The organism is Pandoraea communis (assembly GCF_902459745.1).
Lineage (GTDB): Bacteria > Pseudomonadota > Gammaproteobacteria > Burkholderiales > Burkholderiaceae > Pandoraea > Pandoraea communis.
In genome coordinates this window covers 1279315-1302208 of the sequence record NZ_CABPSJ010000001.1, presented here as the reverse complement: position 1 = coordinate 1302208, position 22894 = coordinate 1279315, and the positions used below count along the sequence as shown (strand labels likewise).

Genomic DNA, 22894 nt, shown 5'->3' with positions numbered 1-22894 from the left:
CTGCCCGGCCCGCTTTGGGCGACGGAGATGCTCATGCCGCGATTTGCCGCGAATCTGACCCTGCTGTATCAGGAAGTACCGTTTCTGGACCGCTTTCGCGAAGCGGCGAGCGATGGATTCCGAGGCGTGGAATTTCTGTTCCCATACGACCATCCCGCGCAAGCCATCCGCGCACATCTGAACGAGACGGGGCTCACGCAGGTGCTGTTCAATACACCCGCCGGCGACTGGGCGAGCGGCGAGCGCGGGCTCGCCGCGCTGCCGGGACGCGAAGCGCAATTTCGCGACGGCCTCGAACTCGCGCTCGACTACGCCGACACGCTAGGTTGCCGTCAGTTGCATGTGATGGCAGGGTGTCCGGACGCCGCGGCGTCGCTTGAGCGCTGCCGCGCCGTGTATCTGGACAACCTCGCCTATGCCGCCGGACAGGCCGCCGCACACGGCGTCACGATCTTGATCGAACCGATCAATCCGCGCGACTTCCCCCGTTACTTCCTCACCCGTCAGGCTCAGGCGCAGGCCATTCTTCAGGACGTGGGCGCGAGCAATCTGAAGGTGCAGTTCGACGCGTATCACTGCCAGATCGTCGAAGGCGATCTGGCGATGAAGCTGCGTCAGCACATTGCCAACATTGCGCACGTACAGGTGGCGGGCGTGCCCGCGCGTCACGAGCCGGACACCGGGGAAGTCAACTATCCGTTTCTGTTCCGTCTTCTCGACGAATTGGGCTACGCGGGATGGATCGGGTGCGAATACCGGCCGCAAGGTGCCACGCGCGACGGGCTTGGCTGGCTCAAGCCGTGGCTCAGAGCCACCCGGTAGCCGGTTGCTTCTCATCGCCGGCAATCCCGACACTCGACCGGCATTGCACGCATCGACAATTTACGCAGGCGTGAATCGATTTCCGAAAATGAATCGGATGGCGAAGCAATGCAGGGGAATGTCAGCGAAAGGCTGAGGAAAGATGTAGGTCGATGCGGGTAAAAAAAATGGCGGGACACTTAGGCCCGCCAAAACCACACGCTACGGGGTTAGCGCGAGGAGACCAGATTCGGAGCACTGCATCGAATTTCGTTGCATATTGCGCCGGGGGACGCCTTCTGCCGATACAGTCGCGCTGCTGTGTTACCGGGGGATAAGCACATCAGCGTTGAGATGCATTGTGGTGGAAACGTATGGCGCGAGGGGTAACAAAGTGTTTCAGGATGTAACACCTAGAGCGTCATCTCCTCTTCGAAAGCGTCGCAGCGCCTTACTCGGCAAGGACTTCGCAAGTGACAGAGAAAGCGCGATTTAGTTCGCCATCCTGATTAACTCGTCGAATGAAGTATCGACGACGCATGACATGAGGACACGCCGATTCATCGGCACACGCATCCAGGTGCATTTCACGGCCGATTCCTCAATGTGCTAACTTCATTCTTTGTGCGTGGCAACAAAGTGGGCATCCGCGATACGCGGCGTGCCATCTTCGCGAACCGGCGGCGCACCGAGAGCAAGGATTTCGTCCAACGACAGCACCCGCCCGAACAAGGCCGCACCCGCATGGAAACCATTGAACGTCTGGCGCAGATACTGGCGCGCGATCGCGTAATCGGCGTCGTAGGCCTGTCGCCGCGGCCCGATCGGCCGAGCTACACCACGTCTCGTTATATGCAGCAGCAGGGATACCGGATCGTGCCGGTCAACCCGCAGGCAGCGGACTCCGGCGAGAAAATTCTGGGCGAAACCGTCTACGCAAGCCTGACGGACGCCGCCGAGGCGCTGCGCGCCGAAGGTGTTCGGATCCAGATGGTCGACTGCTTCCGCCGCAGCGGTGACATTCCGCCTATCGCGGAAGAAGCGGTGGCCATCGGCGCGAACAGTTTATGGATGCAGTTGGGCATCGAGAACGACGAGGCGGCCGCAGTCGCCTTGGCGGCGGGGCTCGACGTCGTGATGGACCGCTGCGTCAAGATCGAACACCAGCGCTGGCAGATGCGGGGAGATCACGCCTCCAGACAAACGAGCCGCCGCTGAGTCGGTCGCGCCCATCAGCCGTTTCCGAAAATGAGTCGAACCCCTTTGTCCTTCAAACGCCTTCACGCCAATCGCCTGCTGACATGACCATCGACGCCGATCTACTCGCCTACTACGACCAAATGGCGCGCAAGTACCCCGCTTCCACCGACGCCGGCACGCCTAGCGCGCAAGAAGCGCGGGCCCAGTTCGCCACCGTTGCCGGCGAAGCTTTGCGCCCGCTGCCGGCCGGGCTGCGTAGCGAGACCTTCGAGATTCCGCTGCCGGGCCGCAATCTGCGAGCCCGGCTGTATCGTCCCATCGGCCGCGAAGTGCCGCTTGTCGTGTACTTCCACGGTGGCGGCTGGGTGGTTGGTGACGTCGACACGCACGGGACGCTGGCCGCGTTCCTCGCGCAGGACGGCGACGTGGCAGTGTTGAGCATCGACTACCGGTTGGCGCCCGAGCATCCGTTCCCGACGCCGGTCGACGACGCCCGCGAAGCGCTGGCGTGGGCGGCGGCGCAACGTGTACAGCTGGGTGTGAGCGCCGGCCATCTGGCGGTCGCCGGCGACAGCGCCGGGGGTCATCTCGCGGCGCAGGCCGCCGCATGGCTCAACGATCAGCATCCGGGCATCGTGGATGCACAATTGCTGATCTACCCGGTGGTGCAGTACCGGTTCGACACCCCGAGTTACGAGCGTCTGGCGAACGGTGTTGGCCTGACGCGGGATGAAATGCGTTGGTATTGGCGCGAATTCCTGGGTGGCGCGGAACCGTCGGCTGACGATGTGCGCGTCAATCTGACGGCGCAAGCCCCGCGTCATCCGTTGCCGAACGCGTTGGTGATTGCGGCCGAATACGACCCATTGCATGACGAAGCCGTGTCGTACGCGCAGTTCGTGGCGCGATCGGGCGGCCGGGCGGAGATCATCGAAGCGCCCGGCCTGACGCACAGCTTCGCGAGGTTACAGCCGTTCGTCCCGCAAGCGAGACTGATCATGCACGACGCGGCGCAGCGTCTGCGCGACTGGCTGGGTTGAAGCCTGCGCGGTTACTTGAGCCACTTGTCCACAACGGCCTGATACTCCCCGGTCTTCTGCGAGAGGTTGAGCCACTGGTCGACGTATTGCTTGAAGATGTCGTCGCCGCGCGGAATCAGATAGGCCTTCTCGCCGAACTGAAGCGGCTTGTCGGGGTTCACCGGGCAGAGCGACGGGATGAGCTTGTGCTGCAACAGGGTTTCGGACGTGTCCGTGACCATCACGTCGGCACGGCCGTCGGCGATCTGCTGGAAGATCGTGACGTTATCGGGATGGATCGTGAGCGTGGCCTTGGGCAGGTACTGACGGGCGAAGCGTTCGTTCGTCCCCCCCGGATTGGCGATGGCGCGCGTGCTGGGCTGATTCAGATCGGCGAGCGTCTGGTACTTCGCGACATCGGCGCAGCGCACGATCGGCGATTTGCCGTCGACCATCACCACGCTGCTGTAATAGGCCCGTGCCGCACGGTCGAGCGTGACCGAGATGCCGCCCACCGCGATGTCGCACTTGCCGGCGGTGAAGTCGTCCATCAGCCCTTTCCACGTCGTGGGGACAATCACCGGCTTCACGCCAAGCGATTTCGCCAGCGAAGCGACCAGATCCACGTCGATACCCTCGAACTGGCCGTCCGGGCGGCGGTACGTGTAAGGCTTGTAGTCGCCCGTCGCGCAGGCACGCAGTGTGCCCGACTTCACGATGTCGTCGAGCCGGGAATGCACGGCGGGGACGGTGGAGGCGGCGGGACTGACGGCGACGGCCGATTGAGCGATAGCGGTGGACGCAGCGAGCGCCGCCCCCGCCATGAGGGCCGCGCGGGCGGCCGTCATCATGACTGTCATGCTTGTCTCCTGAATATTGACGTTATGAGGCACGAATTTCCCGAGTTGTCTCACGCAGCTCGTGGGGCTCAATACTAATGACTCGCTCGCCCGACGCCAACCCGTTCGCCACAAACGCACGCACCGTGCCGCGACGCCGCCAAGGCCCTGACATGCGGCATAACCGCCCGCAAAGCGACCGGCCTCTGGATACCCGAGTAAAATGGCCGCTTGCCCAAATTACCCAACCCACCGCCGCGACGTGTCCCAAGCTCTGCAAAACGATACTTTCCTGCGCGCCCTGCTGCGCCAGCCGACCGAGTACACGCCGATCTGGCTGATGCGCCAGGCGGGCCGGTACCTGCCCGAATACAACGCCACCCGCGCCAAGGCCGGTAGCTTCCTGGCGCTTGCCAAGAACCCCGCCTACGCCACCGAGGTCACGCTTCAACCGCTTGAGCGCTTTCCACTGGACGCCGCCATCCTGTTTTCGGACATCCTCACCATTCCCGATGCGATGGGCCTCGGCCTGTCGTTCGAAGCTGGCGAAGGGCCTCGCTTTGCGCATCCGCTGCGCACCGAAGATGACGTGCGCCGCTTGCAGGCACCGGACCTCGACAGCCTGCGCTACGTCTTCGACGCCGTGACCGAGATCCGCCGCGCCCTGAACGGACGCGTGCCGCTGATCGGTTTCTCGGGCAGCCCGTGGACACTGGCGTGCTACATGGTCGAGGGTGCGGGGTCGGCTGACTTCCGTACCGTCAAGACGATGATGTACGAGCGGCCCGATCTGATGACGCACATCCTCGAGACCAACGCCCGTGCCGTCGCCGCTTATCTCAATGCGCAGATCGAAGCGGGCGCGCAGGCCATCATGGTGTTCGACACCTGGGGCGGCGCGCTGGCCGACGGCCTCTACCAGCGGTTCTCGCTCGCCTACATGCAAAAGGCGCTCGCCGGCGTGCATCGCGAATGGAACGGCGCACGGATTCCGCACATCGTCTTTACCAAGGGCGGCGGACAGTGGCTCGAAGCCATTGCCGACACCGGCCCGGACGCGATCGGCCTGGACTGGACTGTCGATCTCGCCGCCGCGCGCCGCCGCGTGGGCGAGCGTTGTGCACTGCAAGGCAACTTCGATCCGACCGCGCTCTTCGCATCGCCCGACGCCATTCGCGCAGAAGTGCGCCGCCTGCTCGACGCGTATGGCAATGCGCCGGGCCATGTCTTCAATCTGGGCCACGGGATTTCGCAGTTCACCCAGCCCGAACACGTCGCGGCACTCGTCGACGAAGTGCACAGCTACAGCCGGAAGCTGCGCCAGACGGCGTAATCGGTCACGCTCGCAAGCGGCGGTGCGGGTTCGCGGCGCATTTCGCCCGGCAAACCCGACCGCCGTTTCACGTTGGGAATGTCAAGGGAAACCCTGTTGAATAACCCCTCCAATTTGCGGAGTTGTCCCGAAGACTTATGCACAAATTCTCGCTGCGCCGCCGCAAGTGAGAGTCGACGGGAGCGTACCGTCGACGCTATTCATAAGCTATTGATCGAAAAGCCTTTTTAATTCTTACGAAGTCCAAGCATTACACGGCGTGAGGGCCACGCAGCATGGCTGACGAGCGATAATCCCCACAGTTCTCAACATAGTTATCCACAAGCGTTTTGCACCCACCGGAAAGCCGACTCAAATCCGGGGTTTAGCGAAACTTCTCAGGATTCACTTTAAGTTTGTCCCACGTCAACGACCTATCCGAACCGTCTCCTGCATCGACCGGCGATGCACTGTCTCCGGGCGCCTCATTGCGCACCGGCACGCCGGTTATCGCCCGTGTGGCGCTGGATACGCCCCTTCTGACGCTGTTCGACTACCGGCTCGATCAGGCCGCGAGCCTGGGTCAATTGGTGCAGGTGCCGTTCGGACGGCGACAGGTCGTAGGCGTTGTCTGGGAATTGACGCAGCGCAGCGAAGTGGACCCGGCAAAGCTGCGTGACGTGACGTCCGTCTGGCACGAATTGCCCCCGCTGGGTGACGACTGGCGCGACCTGATGCAGTTTGCGGCTCGCTACTATCAGCGCGGCGTCGGCGAGGTGGCGCTGCCCGCCGTGCCGGGTCATCTGCGCACGCCCATGCGCTGGCCACGGCTCCTCGCCCAGCGCGGCGTGCAGCGGTACCGGATTGCCGATGGCGCGCTGACGACGCTCATGGACAACGTGCCCGCCCGGCTGCGCGCGCAACGCCGGCTGGCCGAGGGTCTCGCGCAAGCGGGCACGCTCGATGCCGACGAGGCCAAGGCACTTTGCTCGAAAGCCGCCGACGTGCTCAAACAATGGGCCGCCGCCGGATGGGTGGTCGTTGAAACCGTACCGTTCCATGAAGCGATACGCGATGTCGCCGATATGGACGATGCGCACGACGCCGGCGTCATGGATGAGGATTCGATCGCAGGCCAAACCGATGCAGGCGCCGGCGTCGATCCCATCGCCGAAGACACCCCCGGCGCCGCCAAGACACTCACCGCCGGACAGGCCGATGCCGTGGCGGCCATTCACGATGCCCTTGAAACGGCAGGCGCCCAACGCCTCGATCACGCCCCCCTGAAGGGCGACGGCGAAGCGGGCGACGCCCCCGCCTGCGCGCCGTTCCTGCTCTACGGTGTGACCGGCAGCGGCAAGACGGAAGTCTATTTGCGCGCAGTCGCCGAGGCGCTTCGCCAGCCCGACGCGCAAGTGCTCGTCCTCGTGCCTGAAATCAATCTGACGCCGCAGCTCGAAGGTGTCTTCCGCAAGCGATTCCCCGACGAGACACTTGTCACCCTGCACAGCGCACTGGCCGAAGGCGAGCGTGCCCGGCACTGGTTGGCGGCGCATCGCGGCGAAGCTCGCGTCGTGCTCGGCACCCGGCTCGCGGTGATGGCGTCGCTGCCGCATTTGCGTCTGATTGTCGTCGACGAAGAGCACGACCCCTCGTATAAGCAACAGGAAGGGCTGCGCTATTCGGCGCGCGACCTCGCCATCTGGCGCGCGAACCGGTTGCGCATTCCCGTCGTGCTCGGCTCCGCCACGCCGTCGCTCGATAGCTGGCGACGGGCCGAACAGGGTCGCTACGTGCGCCTCGCGATGCCCGAGCGCGCCACGCCCGACGCCGTGCTGCCGCGTGTCTCGCTCATCGACATGGAGATCGAGCGCAAGCGTCAGCGCACGGTGCACGAAGGGTTGTCGCAACCCCTGCTCGCGGCCATTCGCGCGCGGTTCGAAGCGGGCGAGCAAAGCCTGCTGTTCCTGAACCGTCGCGGCTACGCCCCGGTGCTCAACTGCGACGCCTGCGGCTGGATCAGCGACTGTCGCCGATGCAGCGCGCACATGGTGCTGCACAAGCCCGAACGGCGGCTGCGCTGCCATCACTGCGGCGCCGAGTCGCGCATTCCGCATGCGTGCCCCGACTGCGGCAATCAGGATCTCGCGCCGCTGGGGCGCGGCACACAGCGCATCGAAGAAGCGCTGGCCGAACATTTCCCCGACGCGCGTCTCTCGCGCATCGACGCCGACAGCACACGCCGCAAAGGCAGCGCCCAGGCGCTGTTCGCGCAGGTGCACGCGGGGGAAATCGATATCCTGATCGGCACGCAAATGGTCGCCAAGGGCCACGACTTCCGTAACGTCACGCTCGTGGGCGTGGTCAACGCCGACAGTGCCCTGTTCTCGCACGACTTCCGGGCGGCCGAACGTCTCTTCGCACAACTGATGCAGGTGGCCGGCCGCGCGGGCCGCGCAGCCCGCGCCGATGGCCCCGGCGACGTGCTGATCCAGACGCGCTACGCATCGCACCCGTTGTTCGCCTCGCTCATGCGCCACGACTACGCGGGCTTCGCGGCGCAGCAGTTGGAGGAACGCCGCGTCGCCCTGCTGCCGCCATACACACATCAGGCGCTGCTGCGCGCCGAGGCACGACGCCTCGACGACGCCATGACGTTCCTGAAGCAAGCCCGCGAAATTGCCGCCGCCCCCCCGCTCAACGACCCGCGCATTTCCCTGTGGGACCCCGTGCCGATGACCATGGTCCGCATCGCCGGCACCGACCGCGCGCAGCTCGTGGTCGAGAGTCCGCATCGCGGCGCCCTGCAACGCTTCCTCACGCACTGGATGGGCGAGCTGCGCGCGCTCAAAGCCCCCGTGCGCTGGCATCTCGAAGTCGATCCGCTCGAAATATAAATCGGTATATAGCGTTCCGTAAATTTGACAACATCACCGGAATCTCCGACGATGCGAGCATCAGTCGAACGCCGTACGTCGCACGATTCACGTCATCCGCAAGATAAGAAGTCCTATAGGAGACATCCGATGAAGTCGCACGACCGGAGCGCCGCCCCCACGGCGCCAGACCTCGCCATACCGTCCCTCCCGCTATCCGAATCTCCGCTGGCCGAAGCCTCGCGCCGCCGCTTCCTGCGACGTGCCGGCGCGCTAGGTGTCGGAGCCAGTCTCGCCGGACGCGCACTCGACGTACTCGCCGCCACAGCCGCACCGCAGACAGTCACGTTGCCATTTGCGAATGGCGAGCGCGAACTCGTTGCGTATCCGCAGAAGCGGCCACTGATCCGGTTGACGGCACGGCCACCGCAACTGGAAACGCCCTTCGACGTCTTCAACGACGGACTGATTACGCCGAACGATGCGTTCTTCGTGCGCTATCACCTCGCGGGCATTCCGACCGACATCGATCCGGCGAAACACCGCATTCGCGTGAGCGGTAGCGTCGCCAAGCCGCTCGACATCTCGCTCGCGTCGCTCAAGAAGGACTTTGGTGCGCCGGTGGAAATCGTGGCGGTGCATCAGTGTTCGGGCAACAGCCGCGGCTTCTTCGAACCGCGCGTCGGCGGCGGGCAGCTCGCCAACGGCGCGATGGGCAACGCACGCTGGCGCGGCATTCCGCTCAAGCGGATTCTCGAGCGCGCGGGCGTTTCGGCCAGTGCGAAGCAAGTCACGTTCGAGGGTCTCGACCGGCCGATCGTGCCGGCGACGCCCGAGTTCGTGAAAGCGCTCGACCTCGATCACGCGATGGACGGCGAAGTGATGGTCGCGTTCGCCATGAACGGCCAGGATCTGCCGATGCTCAACGGCTTTCCGGTGCGGCTGGTCGTGCCGGGCTACTACGGCACGTACTGGGTGAAGCATCTGGCGGACATCAACGTCATCGACAAAGTGTTCGACGGCTTCTGGATGGCCACGGCGTACCGCATTCCCGACAACGACTGCAATTGCGTCGCACCCGGCAAAGCGCCCGAAAAAACGAAGCCGATCGAACGCTTCACCGTGCGCTCGTTCGTCACCAGCCACGCCGACGGCCAGCGCGTGACGGCGGGCCGGGCGACCCGTGTGCGCGGCATCGCGTTCGACGGTGGCGAAGGCATTCGCGACGTGCAGTTCTCCGCCGACGGCGGCCAGACCTGGCAGGCCGCGCGGCTTGGCACCGAGTTGTCGAAGTATTCGTTCCGTGAGTGGACGGCGTCTTTCACGCCGCCGCAGCCCGGCGAGTACGCATTGAAGGTCAGGGCGACGAATCGCGCAGGGGTCTCGCAACCGCTGCAATCGCTGTGGAATCCGGCCGGCTATCTGCGCAACGGGGTGGAAACCGTGCGTGTGATCGCGGCATGAGACGGGGGACGATCATGAACGTTTCGAAGTTCGCGAGCGGCACAGCCGCACTGTTCGCGCTGGCCGGCACACTCGCCGTCGCCCCCGCCCATGCGCTCGAGATCAAGCTGCCGCAGGAGACATCTCAACTGAAGGCCTCCACCCTCGCCGGCCATCAGGCGGCCAACGCATGGTGCGTGATGTGCCACTCCGTCGACTACGTCAACAGCCAGCCGCCGATGCCCGCCGCTTTCTGGCATGCGGAAGTCACGAAGATGGTGAAGGTCTACGGTGCGCCGATTCCCGAAGATCAGGTCAAACTGATCTCCGAGTATCTGGGAACTGCGTACGGCAACGATTCGAAGTGACACTCGCCGGGCGTGCCCTGCACGGCACAAGGTGCAACCCAAATATTGACTCTGGTTGCACCTCTTTTGAAACCCGGTTACGATGCCGCAATTCACCCGCTATGGGTATCACGTTTTCGCGTCATCAGGTAACCCTTCCATGGCTAACACCACTCTTGGCGTCAAGGTCGACGACGTCCTGCGCACCCGGCTGAAGACCGCCGCCCAGCAAATCGAGCGCACGCCGCACTGGCTCATCAAACAGGCCATCTTCGCCTACCTGGAGCGCATCGAGAGCGGCGCGCTGCCGCCCGAACTGAGCGGCGCAACGCAGTCCGGCACCGAGGTGATCGACGGCCATGCGGGTGACGACACGGTGCCGCATCCGTTCCTCGAATTCGCGCAGAACGTGCAACCGCAATCAGTGTTGCGCGCGGCGATTACGGCGGCCTATCGCCGTCCCGAGCCGGAATGCGTGCCCGTGCTGGTCGGTCAGGCCAAGCTGCCCCCGGCGACCGCCACGTCGGCATCGGATCTCGCCCGCAAGCTCGTCGTGGCCCTGCGCGGCAAGAGCACCGGCGGCGGTGTGGAAGGTCTGATTCACGAGTTCTCGCTGTCCAGCCAGGAAGGTGTGGCGCTCATGTGCCTTGCCGAAGCCCTGCTGCGCATTCCCGACAAGGCCACGCGCGACGCCCTGATCCGCGACAAGATCAGCAAGGGCGACTGGCACGCTCACATGGGCAACTCGCCGTCGATGTTCGTGAACGCCGCCACCTGGGGCCTGATGATCACCGGCAAGCTCGTGACCACCACCAGCGAAGCCGGTCTCACCAAGGCGCTCACGCGCCTGATCGGCCGTGGCGGCGAGCCGCTCATCCGCAAGGGTGTGGACATGGCCATGCGCCTGATGGGCGAACAGTTCGTGACGGGAGAGACCATCTCCGAAGCCCTCGCCAACAGCCGCAAGTACGAAGCGCAGGGCTTCCGTTACTCGTACGACATGCTCGGCGAAGCGGCGACGACGGAAGAAGACGCTCTGCGCTACTACGCGAGCTACGAGCAAGCCATTCACGCCATCGGCAAGGCCTCGGCCGGTCGCGGCATCTACGAAGGCCCGGGCATCTCGATCAAGCTCTCGGCCCTGCATCCGCGCTACTCGCGCAGTCAGCACGAGCGCACGGTCACGGAATTGCTGCCGCGCGTGCAGGCGCTCGCCAAGCTGGCCCGCTCGTATGACATCGGTCTGAATATCGACGCCGAAGAAGCCGACCGCCTCGAAATCTCGCTCGACCTGCTCGAAGCGCTGTGCTTCTCCCCGGAGCTGGCCGGCTGGAACGGCATCGGTTTCGTGGTGCAGGCGTATCAGAAGCGCTGCCCGTTCGTGATCGACTTCATCATCGATCTGGCACGCCGCAGCCGTCACCGCATCATGGTGCGTCTGGTCAAGGGCGCTTACTGGGATACGGAAATCAAGCGTGCGCAGGTCGACGGCCTCGAGGGGTATCCGGTCTACACGCGCAAGATCTACACCGACGTGTCGTACCTCGCCTGCGCGAAGAAGCTGCTCGCCGTACCGGATGCGATCTACCCGCAGTTCGCCACGCACAACGCCTACACGCTCTCGGCGATCTACCACCTCGCGGGCAACAACTACTACCCCGGCCAGTACGAATTCCAATGCCTGCACGGCATGGGCGAGCCGCTCTACGAAGAAGTCGTCGGCCCCATCGCTTCGGGAAAGCTCGCGCGTCCGTGCCGCGTGTACGCCCCGGTCGGCACGCACGAAACACTGCTCGCCTACCTCGTGCGCCGCTTGCTCGAGAACGGCGCGAACACGTCGTTCGTGAACCGCATCGCGGACGAAACCATCAGCGTCGACGAACTGATCGCCGATCCGATTTCGGAAGCCGAGAAGGTGCAACCGTTCGGCGCACCGCACGCCAAGATTCCGCTGCCGCGTGATTTGTTCGGCACCTCGCGTGCCAACTCGTCCGGCTTCGATCTGTCGAACGAGCACCGTCTCGCCTCGCTGTCCTCGGCCCTGCTGGCCAGCGCGGGCATGCCGTGGCGCGCCGCGCCGCTGCTCGCCGACGGCGAGCGCACCACGGGCACGCCGCGTGCCGTGCGCAACCCGGCCGATCTGCGCGATATCGTCGGCCAGGTCGTCGAAGCCACTTCGGCAGACGTGGATGCCGCGCTCACGCACGCCGTGGCTGCCGCCCCGATCTGGCAAGCCACACCGGTCGAAGAGCGCGCCGACTGCCTGATGCGCTCGGCCGATCTGCTCGAAGCCCACATGCCCACGCTCATGGGGCTGTGTGTGCGCGAAGCGGGCAAGTCGTTGCCCAACGCCGTGGCCGAAGTGCGCGAAGCCGTCGACTTCCTGCGCTACTACGCCGCGCAGATCCGTCAGGGCTTCTCCAATGACACGCACCGCCCGCTGGGTCCGGTGCTGTGCATCAGCCCGTGGAACTTCCCGCTCGCCATCTTCGTGGGGCAAGTCGCCGCCGCCCTCGCCGCCGGTAACCCGGTCATCGCCAAACCGGCCGAGCAGACGCCGCTCATCGCCGCCGAAGCCGTTCGCCTCATGCAGGCTGCCGGCGTGCCAGCCGGTGCGCTGCAACTGCTGCCGGGCACGGGCGAGACCGTGGGCGCCGCGCTGGTGGCCGACACCCGCACCAAGGCCGTCATGTTCACCGGCTCGACCGAAGTCGCCCGCATCATCGCGCGCACGCTGGCCGATCGTCTCGACGCCAACGGTCGTCCGATTCCGCTGATCGCCGAGACCGGCGGTCAGAACGCCATGATCGTCGACTCGTCCGCGCTGCCCGAACAGGTCGTGTACGACGTGCTCGCATCGGCCTTCGATTCGGCCGGCCAACGCTGCTCGGCCCTGCGCGTGCTGTGTTTGCAGGACGACATCGCCGACAAGACGCTACACATGCTCAAGGGCGCGATGCAGGAACTGGCCATCGGCAACCCGGATCGTCTGGCCATCGATGTCGGCCCGGTGATCGACGCCGAAGCCCAGAACGGCATCAACCGTCACATCGAACAGATGCGCGGCAAGGGCTTCCCGGTCGAACAACTGCCGCTGCCGGACGCTGCCCGCCACGGCACGTTCGTGCCGCCGACACTCATCGAACTGACCGATCTGAAGGCGCTGCAACGCGAAGTTTTCGGCCCGGTGCTGCACGTGATCCGCTTCAAGCGCGCGCAACTCGACAAGTTGCTCGATCAGATCAACGGCACCGGCTACGGCCTGACGTTCGGCGTGCATACGCGTATCGATGAAACCATCGCCTACGTGACCGAGCGCGCCCATGTCGGTAACGTCTACGTGAACCGTAACGTGATCGGCGCCGTGGTCGGGGTGCAACCGTTCGGCGGCGAAGGGCTGTCTGGGACGGGTCCGAAGGCGGGCGGTCCGATGTATCTGCCGCGTCTGCTTGCGACGCGTCCGGCCGCGCTGGCCCCGGAACTCAATCGCAACGAAGCCGCACTCTCACCGCTGGTGAACTACCGCGACTGGCTGCACGCCAACGGCAACACGGCAGGCAACGCCGCCGCGGTCCATCGCGTCGACCGTTATCTGGCGACATCGGCCCTCGACGCGACCGCTGTGCTTCCCGGACCGACCGGCGAGCGCAACACGTACGGTCTGACGCCGCGCGGCCCAGTGCTGTGCGTGGCCGCCACGCCGCTTGGCGCGCGCACGCAACTGGCAGCCGTGCTGGCGACGGGCAACAACGCCGTCTTCGCGGACAGCGCCGCCGCCCGTGAGCTGGTGAGTACCCTGCCCGCCGCACTCAAGAGCCGCGCGTCGGTGCTGCCGGCCAGTGCGGACACCGCCGCCGAACCGTCGCTCGCCGCCGTGCTGTTCGAGGGCGACAGCGACGAGCTGCGCGCCCTGAATCGCCGCATCGCTACCCGCAACGGTCCGATTCTGTCGATGCAGGGTCTCGCGCCCGAGGCGCTGGCCGCCGGTGACGATTACGCGCTGGAGCGTCTGCTGTGCGAGCGCTCGGTGTCCGTCAATACGGCCGCCGCAGGGGGTAACGCCAACCTCATGACCATCGGCTGATCCCTCGGTCGATTCGGCACCGCAGGCTTGAGACAAGCCGTCAGGCCTTGCGACGAATCTTGTTGGATTCGTCCTAAATCTGACGGCGGGCTTCGACGGCCGGACGCGCCGTCCTCAAACTCACGCGCGCACTCGCGGCCGCCAATGTCCTGTGTTTCGGGACGCCGGCGGCCGCGAATCGTTAACGGCGGGGTCGCGCGCCCGCACCTCACAACGTCTTCTGCGCCCCGCCGCATATCACGTAGTTCCGCACATTGAGCGCATTCGCGGTATCTTCGCGCCCGCCCCCGACATCTCACGTGGCTCACCGCCGTCGCGCGGTTTGCACCCGGTTTGCCCCGTTAACCCGTGCCGGCGACACGTATCGCCGGCCACAGCGTTCGTCGCCCCGCGTTGCCGCCTCTTTCGTCATGCCGGGAGATGTGCCGGCGCGCGCAAGCCCGACGCTCAAGGAGGCTACATGTCCCTTTGGAATCCCACTGCGGTGTCCTTCACCGTCTATTTGCTTTTGATGTTGGTGATCGGGTGGCTCGGCTACCGCTCCACCAATAATCTCTCCGACTACATCCTCGGCGGGCGCCGCCTTGGCAGTTTCGTCACCGCGCTCTCTGCCGGCGCCTCCGACATGAGCGGCTGGCTGCTGCTCGGCCTGCCCGGCGCCATTTACGTGGGCGGACTGTCCGGCGTCTGGATCGCCATCGGCCTTGCGATCGGTGCGTGGGCCAACTGGCGCCTCGTGGCGGCACGCCTGCGGGTGCACACGGAGGTCTGCGGCAATGCGCTGACCCTGCCCGAATACCTCGCGCAGCGCTTCGGCGACCGCAGCCATGTGCTGCGCATCGTCACGGCGCTCGTGATCCTGATCTTCTTCACGATCTATTGCGCGTCAGGGGTGGTGGCCGGTGCCCGTCTGTTCGAGACGATGTTCGGGCTCGAGTACCGCACGGCGCTGTGGATTGGTGCCGTGGCGACCATCGCCTACGTGTTCATCGGCGGCTTTCTCGCGGTGAGCTGGACGGATACGGTGCAGGCCTCGTTGATGTTCGCTGCGCTGGTCGTCACGCCAATTGCCGTGATTGCGCTCGACGGCAGCCCGGCGGCGGCAATCGATGCTGTGACGGCGGTGCATCCGGCACACACCGACTGGTTCGGCGATCTCGCTCCCATCGGCGTGATCTCGATGCTGGCCTGGGGCCTCGGCTACTTCGGCCAGCCGCACATCCTCGTGCGCTTCATGGCGACGCGCTCGGCCGCCGCGATTCCGCAGGCGCGCCGCATCTGCATGACGTGGATGGTGCTCTGCCTGATCGGCGCGGTCGCCGTAGGCTTCTTCGGGCTGGCGTTCTATAGCGCGCGGCCGGATCTCGGCGCGGGCGTGGCGGCCAACCCGGAGACGATCTTCATGGCGTTGACGACGCAACTCTTCGCACCGTGGCTCGCGGGCATTCTGCTGGCGGCGATTCTGGCCGCCGTGATGAGTACGTTGTCGTGCCAGTTACTGGTGTGCGCCAGTGCGCTGACGGAAGACCTCTACAAGACCTTCGCGCCCGGGCCGGTCAGCCAGCGCCGCCTCGTATGGATCGGCCGGTCGATGGTGCTGGCCGTGGCAGTGGTCGCGGTGCTGCTCGCGCTCGATCCGCAAAGCCGTGTGCTCGGCATGGTGAGCTACGCATGGGCGGGCTTCGGCGCCGCCTTCGGGCCGCTGGTGCTGGCCACGCTGTTGTGGCCCCGCGTCACGCGTAACGGGGCGCTCGCGGGCATTGTCACCGGCGCGGCCACCGTACTGATCTGGAAGCACTTCGGCTGGTGGGATCTCTACGAGATCCTGCCGGGTTTTGTGCTGGGGGGGTTGGCGCTCATCGTCGTGAGCCGTCTCGACCGCGCCCCCGGCGCGGACGTGCTCGCCCGCTACACCGCCGCCGAAGCTGCCCTGCGTGCAATCAGGCAAGGCGCGGCGGACGGCTCGGGTAGCACCGGCACCCCGGCGGCGCAACCTTCGCCATAAGCCGGTAGCACCATCTATCGGAATATGTCCCTCTTGACCGGCGCGCGCAGCCATCCAATACTGCCGCGTCGGACGCCTTCTGCGTTTGATTGCGATGGATGCCGCTCTGGGCCTGACCGGCCTTGTCTCGACGGCGTCCCAAGAAAGGCGTACCGCGGCGATCCCGCAGGTAAGCCACTCAACGACATACACATGCAAGGAGAGGGTTGATGCAATCGAAGCTTATGCTCAGCGCAGTCGCGCTCGCGGGTCTGCTCGCGTTCGGCACCGCCGGTGCACAACAGGCGCAGGAAGTGAAGCTGGGTTTTGCCGCACCGCTCACGGGCGCCCAGGCCCACTACGGCAAGGACATGCAGAACGGCATCCAGCTCGCCGTCGACGAATACAACGCCACGAAGCCGACCATCGAAGGCAAGCCGGTGAAGTTCGTGTTGCAGGCCGAAGACGATCAGGCTGACCCGCGTCAGGGGTCGCTGGTCGCGCAAAAGCTGGTCGACACGGGCGTCAAGGGCATGCTCGGCCACTTCAACTCCGGCACGACGATTCCGGCATCGCGCATCTACGCGCAGGCCGGTATCCCCGAAATCGCCATGGCGACGGCTCCGGAATATACCAAGCAGGGTTTCAAGACGACGTTCCGCATGATGACCTCGGACATCCAGCAGGGTTCGGTCGTCGGTAACTTCGCCGTCAAGAAGCTGGGCTTCAAGAACATCGCCATCGTCGACGATCGCACCGCCTACGGTCAGGGTCTGGCCGACGAGTTCGAGAAGGCCGCCAAGGCCGCTGGCGGCAAGATCGTTCGCCGCGAGTTCGCCAACGACAAGGCCGTGGACTTCCGTGCCATTCTGACCAACCTGAAACGCGCCAACCCGGACGTGATCTTCTACGGCGGCGCCGACGCACAAGCCGGCCCGCTCGCCAAGCAAATGCGCGAGCTTGGCATGAAGAGCACACTGATGGCCGGCGAAATGGTCAAGTCGGATGCCTTCCTGAAGATCGCCGGCGACGCCGCCAACGGCTCGGTGGTCTCGCTGGCCGGTCTGCCGCTCGACAAGATGCCGGGCGGGGCCGCATACGAGTCGCGCTACAAGGCCAAATTCGGCAGCGGCCCGGAGACGTACTCGCCGTATGCCTATGACGGCGCAATGGCGATGATGTCGGCCATGAAGAAGGCCAACTCGACCGATCCGGTGAAGTATCTGCCGGTGCTCGCCAAGACGAGCATGCCCGGCGTGACCACACGTGAGCTGGCTTACGACAGCGTGGGCGATCTGAAGTACGGTTCGATCACGGTCTACAAGGTAGTCGACGGCAAGTGGACCGTGCTGGAGACGGTCGGCGGCAAGTAAGCCGGCAGCGCTTCGCTCGCAGCACCATCAAGAAGGGCCGGTGAGGATAACTCATCGGCCCTTGTGTTTTTTGGCATTTCACCGCGACTGAAAAGAAGCCGCTCGGCGAGTGGCGAGCGGCGCCGGGTGAAGGCGCAGTTGGGCAAGGCGATGCAGAGGCGTTGGCTATATGGGCTCAATATTGTGACTCGCAGTTGTTCGTCCTGGCATTGCAAATCGTAAACCCGCCCGCGAGCGCGTCCTCCTTCGATCTGAAACCGCACATCAGTTCACCGTAGGTATTTCCGAAGTAGACGTAAGGGGTACCGCCGGAAGTCGTTGAGTTGCCCCTTTCGTCAACGTTATACACGCCGGCGTTATCCCAGTATCCGAACGCGCTTGAGTCACACCACCCTCTCGCGACGATGGTGCAAAACTCGGCATTGTTGATCTTTCCGAAATACCCACTCCAACGCCAACTACTCCCCACTGGCCGCTTATATCCATTGCAGCCAGCGTACGTCTGCGTCCATTTCGCCATCACGATGGGCCGGTCGACGACTCGCTCCACCGGCTTTTCCACGACAGTGGTGACGAACTCGGTTTTGGTTGTCGTCGCGAGTTGCCATGACCAGCCATCGTCGGTGTTTTGGCACGACAACATTTTTCCGTTGGCATCGCGACCGATTTCCCCCGCCCAGCAACGACCATTCAGTGCTTTGACGCCGTCCAGTTGAATGACGCCCGACTCGGATCGCAGCCGAGTTGCCTCAACCCGGTTCGCACCTTCGATATTATTGCGCTGCATTCTTAGCACGCCGCCTATCGTAGCCCCTTTTTCTGCCGCCAACTCGCCTCTCACAGTTGCGTCGCCACCCACGGTCGCGCCTTGCACGTCCAGTTCAGCCATCGTCAGCTTGCCCTTGCCTTCGATATTTCGCGCACCAACAATGTCCTGTCGGCTCGCGTCCGTTCCTTCGCTCAGATGCAGCGGGCCTTTGATGGTCGCCTTACCCTGGATCTCCAACTCCTTCATGTCGAGCTTTCCTACGCCGACGATGTTCTTGATGCCCTTGATGCTCTGGTTCGTATTGCCGCTCTCGAAATCCAGATCGCCCGTGATGTTGCGCGATCCGTCGCGCCTGACGTTGACGTCCAGGCTGTGCGTCAGGAAGCCGCCGCGCATGGCGACCAATCCGGGTTTGCCCAACGGATTCGGCACAGCATCCGGAAGCGGCCGCATGTTCTCATCGACGAATCGAAATTCCTGCGGCCGGTCGATCGGCGACGTGCCGCCAAAGACGCCGACCGTCTTCGCGACAATCGCAGCGAAAGCGTAGTCGGGCGAAGACGAATAGGCGCGCTTTGCCGGCTCAGTGAGATAAGTGAGCGAATTGATCTGGCAATTTGGCGGGTTTTCGCCATCACATTTCCGATACACACGGATCTCGTAGTCGCCCAGGCCGTGCGGCGGTTTGGTTCCCGCGCCGGAAAGATCAAGCACCTTGACGAGCGATGGAGCGTCCAGATTTCCAATGTACGAGTAAGCGAACGACGAAGACGGCGGTGTGTGAGTGAACGTGTGCCCTTTGACGGTAAAGGTTCCACGGGGTGCCGATAGCGTCGCTTCGATATCCTTGTAGTACTTCGCGACGAACGTGTCCGCTGCGTTGCCAATGATCTTGAGCCCATGCCCAACGCGTTCGGCCCGCTCAACCTGCATCTGCCGCATCTGGTTTACCCCCCAGAACGTAATCAGCATGCCGACCACAGCAATCGCAACCGCAGCTGAGACGAGAAAGATACCGGATTGGTTTCTTCGCATTGACGCGCTCTCATTTGAGTTGTCCGGCAAACGCGCGGCATCACATGCCGGCGATTGCGAGATCGTTGAAATATGACATTGTCAGTGAGGCGGCTCGTTCGAGGATTGGGAAATGCCCGTTAACCTCCCATCGGTGACAACGAATCCAGAAGCACAACCCCAAAATAAAAAGCCGCGTGACTGACGCCGCGCGGCTTTTTTTCATCATTCGGCTATCGACAGAACGTCAAATGCCAAAGTTAATTAGGGATGCCATCAACGTTCATCACCCCGCTCGGCACACCAAACATCTTTCGACAGACGCTCTCGCATTTCCGGGGGCAGCACGTCGCGCGTGAAGACCGGTTCGACGATACCCACCTTGCGCTGCGCCTGATAGTCGCGCCACGCGATCAACGCATACTTCATCAGCATGCCGATGGCGACCAGGTTGATGAACGCCATCAAAGCCGTGCCGACGTCCGCAAAGCTCCAAACCAATGGCAGGCTGGCGACGGAGCCGAGCATCACCGCGAGGAGCACCAGTGCACGAAAGATATTGAGAAGCCACGGACGTTGTGTCAGGTAGTCCATGTTCACTTCGGCATATGCGTAATTGCCGAGTACGCTCGAGTACGCGAGGAAGAACACGGTGATCCCTGTGAAGACGACGGCCCAGTTGCCCACGTGCGCCGCCAGCGCGCGTTGTGTGAGTACGGCGCCTTCGGGCGCGGCGCCTGGCATGAATTCGCCGGAGAGCAGAATCATGAATGCCGTGGCCGAGCACACCACAATGGTGTCGAAGAACACGCCGAGCATTTGCATCAACCCTTGCTGCACCGGATGCCGGGTCGTCGCCACCGCTGCCGCGTTGGGCGCGCTGCCCATGCCCGCCTCATTGGAAAAGAGACCGCGCTTGACCCCCATCAACACCGCCTGACTCACCGCGTAGCCGGCAATACCGCCCGCAGCAGGCTCAAGCCCGAAGGCGTGCCGCAGGATCATCGACATCATGCCGGGGAGCTGATCGATATTGACGATGCAGATGTACACGGCAAGCCCGAGATAGGCGATCGCCATCACCGGCACAATCCACTGCGCCAAGCGCGCAACGCGTCGCACGCCGCCGTAGATGATCGGCGCCGTCATCAACACCAGCGCGATGCCGATCCATGTGCGCTCCCAGCCGAACGACGCTTCCAGCGCTTCGGCAATCGAGTGCGACTGCACGGAGTTGAGCGCGAAACCGAAGGTAAATAGCAGCGCCAGCGCAAAAAGGATGCCGAATTTTCGTGAGCCCAGCCCCATCTCGATGTAATACGCCGGGCCGCCGCGGAAGGTGTTGTCGTGGTGCGGGATCTTAAAGATTTGCGCCAGCGTAGATTCCACGAACGCAGACGCCATGCCGAGCAGCGCCGTCATCCACATCCAGAAAATGGCGCCCGGACCACCGATGGTCAGCGCGACGGCCACCCCGGCAATGTTGCCGGTGCCGACGCGGCTCGCCAGTCCCGTGGCAAAGGCCTGAAACGGTGAAATACCCGAGGTGGTCCCGAAGGAGCGCAGCAGGCTGATACTGTGCCAAAGTGCCCGAATCTGAATCCCGCCGAAACGGACGGTGAAGTACACCCCCGCCCCCAGCAAGGTGACCACAAGGGGGTATCCCGACAGCACCCCGCCGACGGCATCGACCAACGGCTTGAGCCAACTCTCCATGTCACGTGCCTCCTGTCGCAACGACTCGTAGACCCACCGAAAAACAGGGGGCAAGCGACGAAGAATCTCAAGATTTGACCCTGCGCGACAGGAAGCGGCGAGACTTTCCGTCAATTCCTATACGCAATCGCGTGACAAGAAAAAAGCCGCCCGGCAAACGCCGCGCGGCTCAAAGACAAGGCAAGGAGACATCGGGAGGTAGACTACCGAGCTTCTGTGTCGGTCATGTGACGATCATGCGCGAACGATAGCCGCATCGATATCCCTGCCCGAAACGCATCAGTGGTGCCAGTTTCCGCCCTCATTGAGCGCGCCGATGTTTTGCGTCATCGTTGTCTTGAAAAGGTTACGGAACTCCGGTGTGTTGTCGCGATACCAGGTCGGATTTTCCATAATGCCGTGCCCGACGTTGTTCTTCCCCCAGTCCCAAAAGGTTGTTCTCATGCCCACTGAGCCACTGCCGTACGAGAAGCAATACAAGGCCCCGGCGGGACGCCCCATTGCACGCACGACGAACCGGTCGAGCCGGTGGTTGTATTCGAGAATGCCACCGGCGCTTATCGCCTCGGCGTCCAGCACACAGGCAGTCGCAGGCGAACCCACTTCATAAAGAACGCTTGCTGCGCCGCGGTGAAGTAGTTTGCTCTTGCCCCATCTCAGATCGAATCTGGACATCCACCACGACGAGTTGCGTTGTACCTCGGACGTGATCTTGTCCACAACGTTATCAGGCACGTTGTCCCGGGTGACTGTCGGGCTCGACAGCTTCCAGACGCGCGCGCCCCTGCCATTGCCTTTTGGGTCTTCTTGCTGACACGACATGACCCGACCTTGCGCATCAACGCCGATGCCCATCCCCGTGCAAGATCCCCCCGAGATGCTGGTGCCCAGCTCGACCACACCGTCGGTCGACTTCAGGGCTGCCGATTCCACTCTTTCGGCTTTGACGCGGGTTGCCTCTACGTTGGTCGCGTCAACGGACTTCGCGTCGACATTTCTCGCCCCCGTGATGTCGTTCGCATTCAGGCTCAGCGTTGTGCCCACTTTCACGCGATCTGCATTGACACCGCCCATGCTCAGCGTCCCGCTCCCGGTGATGTCACGCGCACCGATAATGCTGCTGCCTGTCTTCTGGTCGTCGTCCTTTTTGTTGCTGCTGAGATCCAGCGTGCCAGCGATGCGCGCGGAGTTCACCGCCAGGCTGTTCATCGCCAGTGCGCCACTTCCTTCGATATTCCCCGCGCCGACAATATTGTGACGTGTCGCTGCGCCGTTCGCCCCGCCGTTACGATCTTCTAAATTGAGATTCCCCGTCATCGACTTACGCCCATCGAGGCTGAGCAGAGTGTCCATCGCACTCGTCTGATGTCCGCCGCGCACAGCGATCAGGCCTGGTTGCGCCGCCGGGTTCGCGACCAAGCGTTCCGACCCGTTGTTATCGAGAAAGTGAAATTGGCCCGGCGCGTCTTGCCGCGACATGCCACCCAACGCACCGATCTTTCGCATCGCGGTAGCGGCGGCATCGAAATCGGGGGCTTCCGAGTATGCTCGCTTGATAGGCTGAGTGAGATACACCAACGTCTTGATATCGCATTGGTTGTTGACGCAATCTTCATACACCTGAATGGCGTATTCCCCCATGCCATTCGGCGGCCGGCTTGCGACGCCCCTAACGTTCATGACCTTGAGCAGGTTCTCCGCCGTCAGATTGCCCACCACTCGCGGCGCGGTACCCTCCCTCGTGAACTGAACGTCGCCGATGACGAATGGCTCGTTCTTTTCGAACAGCTTATTCAGCCGGTCGTGATATGCCACGGCGAAACTCTGCGTCGCGTCGCCCATGATTTTCAACGACTCGCCGATGCGCTCCGCCCGCTCGGCGCGTAACTGCCGCGTGTAGTTAACGCCCCAGAATGTAATCAGCATGCCGGTCACCGCCACGGCGATACCTGCTGAGATCAGAAAAATGCCGGACTGCTTTCTTCGCATTGACGTGCCCTCGGAACGGCCGGCAATCGCGCCGCACGAGGCGGCGGCGATTGCCGCAGCATTAAAAGGGGACATTCTGGGTTGAACGCATCGCTTAGGGTTTAGGATTTGACGGATAAAATTCTTCG

General features: G+C 63.7%; 14 protein-coding genes. 10 read left to right on the top strand and 4 right to left on the bottom strand.

Going from position 1 to position 22894, the window contains the following annotated elements:
* The first annotated feature begins 33 nt into the window (after positions 1–33).
* The 3 genes from otnI (at position 34) to PCO31110_RS05835 (ending at position 3041) form a co-directional block, all read left to right on the top strand.
* Positions 34–822: a 2-oxo-tetronate isomerase gene (gene otnI / locus PCO31110_RS05845; protein ID WP_150689824.1), complete on the top strand. Its 789-nt coding sequence runs from the start codon at positions 34–36 to the stop codon at positions 820–822.
* Positions 823–1440: 618 nt separating this feature from the next.
* The gene (locus PCO31110_RS05840) at positions 1441–2019 is read left to right on the top strand and encodes a CoA-binding protein (RefSeq protein WP_306439146.1); all 579 of its coding nucleotides are present in this window, start codon (positions 1441–1443) and stop codon (positions 2017–2019) included.
* An 83-nt stretch (positions 2020–2102) separates the two neighbouring features.
* Positions 2103–3041 (top strand): alpha/beta hydrolase, encoded by a 939-nt coding sequence (locus PCO31110_RS05835; protein WP_010807664.1) that lies wholly within the window; start codon positions 2103–2105, stop codon positions 3039–3041.
* Between the two features lie 11 nt (positions 3042–3052).
* Here the strand turns inward: PCO31110_RS05835 and PCO31110_RS05830 are convergent, their stop codons facing one another.
* A complete protein-coding gene (locus PCO31110_RS05830; protein ID WP_010807665.1) occupies positions 3053–3880 on the bottom strand; it encodes a transporter substrate-binding domain-containing protein in 828 nt (275 codons plus the stop codon).
* Between the two features lie 241 nt (positions 3881–4121).
* Here PCO31110_RS05830 and hemE point away from each other — a divergent pair, with 241 nt between their 5' ends.
* The 7 genes from hemE (at position 4122) to PCO31110_RS05790 (ending at position 17278) form a co-directional block, all read left to right on the top strand.
* The gene (gene hemE / locus PCO31110_RS05825; protein WP_010807666.1) at positions 4122–5192 is read left to right on the top strand and encodes a uroporphyrinogen decarboxylase; all 1071 of its coding nucleotides are present in this window, start codon (positions 4122–4124) and stop codon (positions 5190–5192) included.
* A gap of 395 nt (positions 5193–5587) precedes the next feature.
* The gene (locus PCO31110_RS05815; protein ID WP_010807667.1) at positions 5588–8068 is read left to right on the top strand and encodes a primosomal protein N'; all 2481 of its coding nucleotides are present in this window, start codon (positions 5588–5590) and stop codon (positions 8066–8068) included.
* Positions 8069–8197: 129 nt separating this feature from the next.
* Positions 8198–9511, top strand: coding sequence for a SorA family sulfite dehydrogenase catalytic subunit (gene sorA / locus PCO31110_RS05810; protein WP_010807668.1), 1314 nt, complete (start codon positions 8198–8200; stop codon positions 9509–9511).
* A gap of 14 nt (positions 9512–9525) precedes the next feature.
* Entirely contained in the window at positions 9526–9858 is a 333-nt protein-coding gene (gene sorB / locus PCO31110_RS05805) for a SorB family sulfite dehydrogenase c-type cytochrome subunit (protein ID WP_010807669.1), read from the top strand.
* A gap of 139 nt (positions 9859–9997) precedes the next feature.
* Complete coding sequence (gene putA, locus PCO31110_RS05800) at positions 9998–13921, top strand: trifunctional transcriptional regulator/proline dehydrogenase/L-glutamate gamma-semialdehyde dehydrogenase (RefSeq protein WP_150689823.1); 3924 nt, start codon at positions 9998–10000, stop codon at positions 13919–13921.
* A 460-nt stretch (positions 13922–14381) separates the two neighbouring features.
* Positions 14382–15926, top strand: coding sequence for a sodium/proline symporter PutP (putP, locus tag PCO31110_RS05795; protein ID WP_036664117.1), 1545 nt, complete (start codon positions 14382–14384; stop codon positions 15924–15926).
* A gap of 209 nt (positions 15927–16135) precedes the next feature.
* The gene (locus PCO31110_RS05790; protein ID WP_010807672.1) at positions 16136–17278 is read left to right on the top strand and encodes a branched-chain amino acid ABC transporter substrate-binding protein; all 1143 of its coding nucleotides are present in this window, start codon (positions 16136–16138) and stop codon (positions 17276–17278) included.
* A gap of 175 nt (positions 17279–17453) precedes the next feature.
* Here PCO31110_RS05790 and PCO31110_RS05785 read toward each other — a convergent pair whose 3' ends face one another.
* The 3 genes from PCO31110_RS05785 to PCO31110_RS05775 form a co-directional block, all read right to left on the bottom strand.
* Positions 17454–19082, bottom strand: coding sequence for a hypothetical protein (locus PCO31110_RS05785; RefSeq protein ID WP_010807673.1), 1629 nt, complete (start codon positions 19080–19082; stop codon positions 17454–17456).
* A 255-nt stretch (positions 19083–19337) separates the two neighbouring features.
* Positions 19338–20777, bottom strand: a complete 1440-nt coding sequence (locus tag PCO31110_RS05780) for an alanine/glycine:cation symporter family protein (protein ID WP_010807674.1) — start codon at positions 20775–20777, stop codon at positions 19338–19340.
* Positions 20778–21056: 279 nt separating this feature from the next.
* Complete coding sequence (locus PCO31110_RS05775; RefSeq protein ID WP_150689822.1) at positions 21057–22841, bottom strand: hypothetical protein; 1785 nt, start codon at positions 22839–22841, stop codon at positions 21057–21059.
* Between the last annotated feature and the right edge of the window lie 53 nt (positions 22842–22894).

What these genes read in the sequence shown, in the direction of transcription:
- PCO31110_RS05790 (WP_010807672.1), top strand. Translation starts at nt 16,136, where the DNA reads ATGCAATCGAAGCTTATGCTCAGCGCAGTCGCGCTCGCGGGTCTGCTC.
- sorB (WP_010807669.1), top strand. Translation starts at nt 9,526, where the DNA reads ATGAACGTTTCGAAGTTCGCGAGCGGCACAGCCGCACTGTTCGCGCTG.
- PCO31110_RS05785 (WP_010807673.1), bottom strand. Translation starts at nt 19,082, where the DNA reads ATGCGAAGAAACCAATCCGGTATCTTTCTCGTCTCAGCTGCGGTTGCG.
- putA (WP_150689823.1), top strand. Translation starts at nt 9,998, where the DNA reads ATGGCTAACACCACTCTTGGCGTCAAGGTCGACGACGTCCTGCGCACC.
- otnI (WP_150689824.1), top strand. Translation starts at nt 34, where the DNA reads ATGCCGCGATTTGCCGCGAATCTGACCCTGCTGTATCAGGAAGTACCG.
- PCO31110_RS05775 (WP_150689822.1), bottom strand. Translation starts at nt 22,841, where the DNA reads ATGTCCCCTTTTAATGCTGCGGCAATCGCCGCCGCCTCGTGCGGCGCG.
- PCO31110_RS05835 (WP_010807664.1), top strand. Translation starts at nt 2,103, where the DNA reads ATGACCATCGACGCCGATCTACTCGCCTACTACGACCAAATGGCGCGC.
- PCO31110_RS05830 (WP_010807665.1), bottom strand. Translation starts at nt 3,880, where the DNA reads ATGACAGTCATGATGACGGCCGCCCGCGCGGCCCTCATGGCGGGGGCG.
- PCO31110_RS05780 (WP_010807674.1), bottom strand. Translation starts at nt 20,777, where the DNA reads ATGGAGAGTTGGCTCAAGCCGTTGGTCGATGCCGTCGGCGGGGTGCTG.
- putP (WP_036664117.1), top strand. Translation starts at nt 14,382, where the DNA reads ATGTCCCTTTGGAATCCCACTGCGGTGTCCTTCACCGTCTATTTGCTT.
- sorA (WP_010807668.1), top strand. Translation starts at nt 8,198, where the DNA reads ATGAAGTCGCACGACCGGAGCGCCGCCCCCACGGCGCCAGACCTCGCC.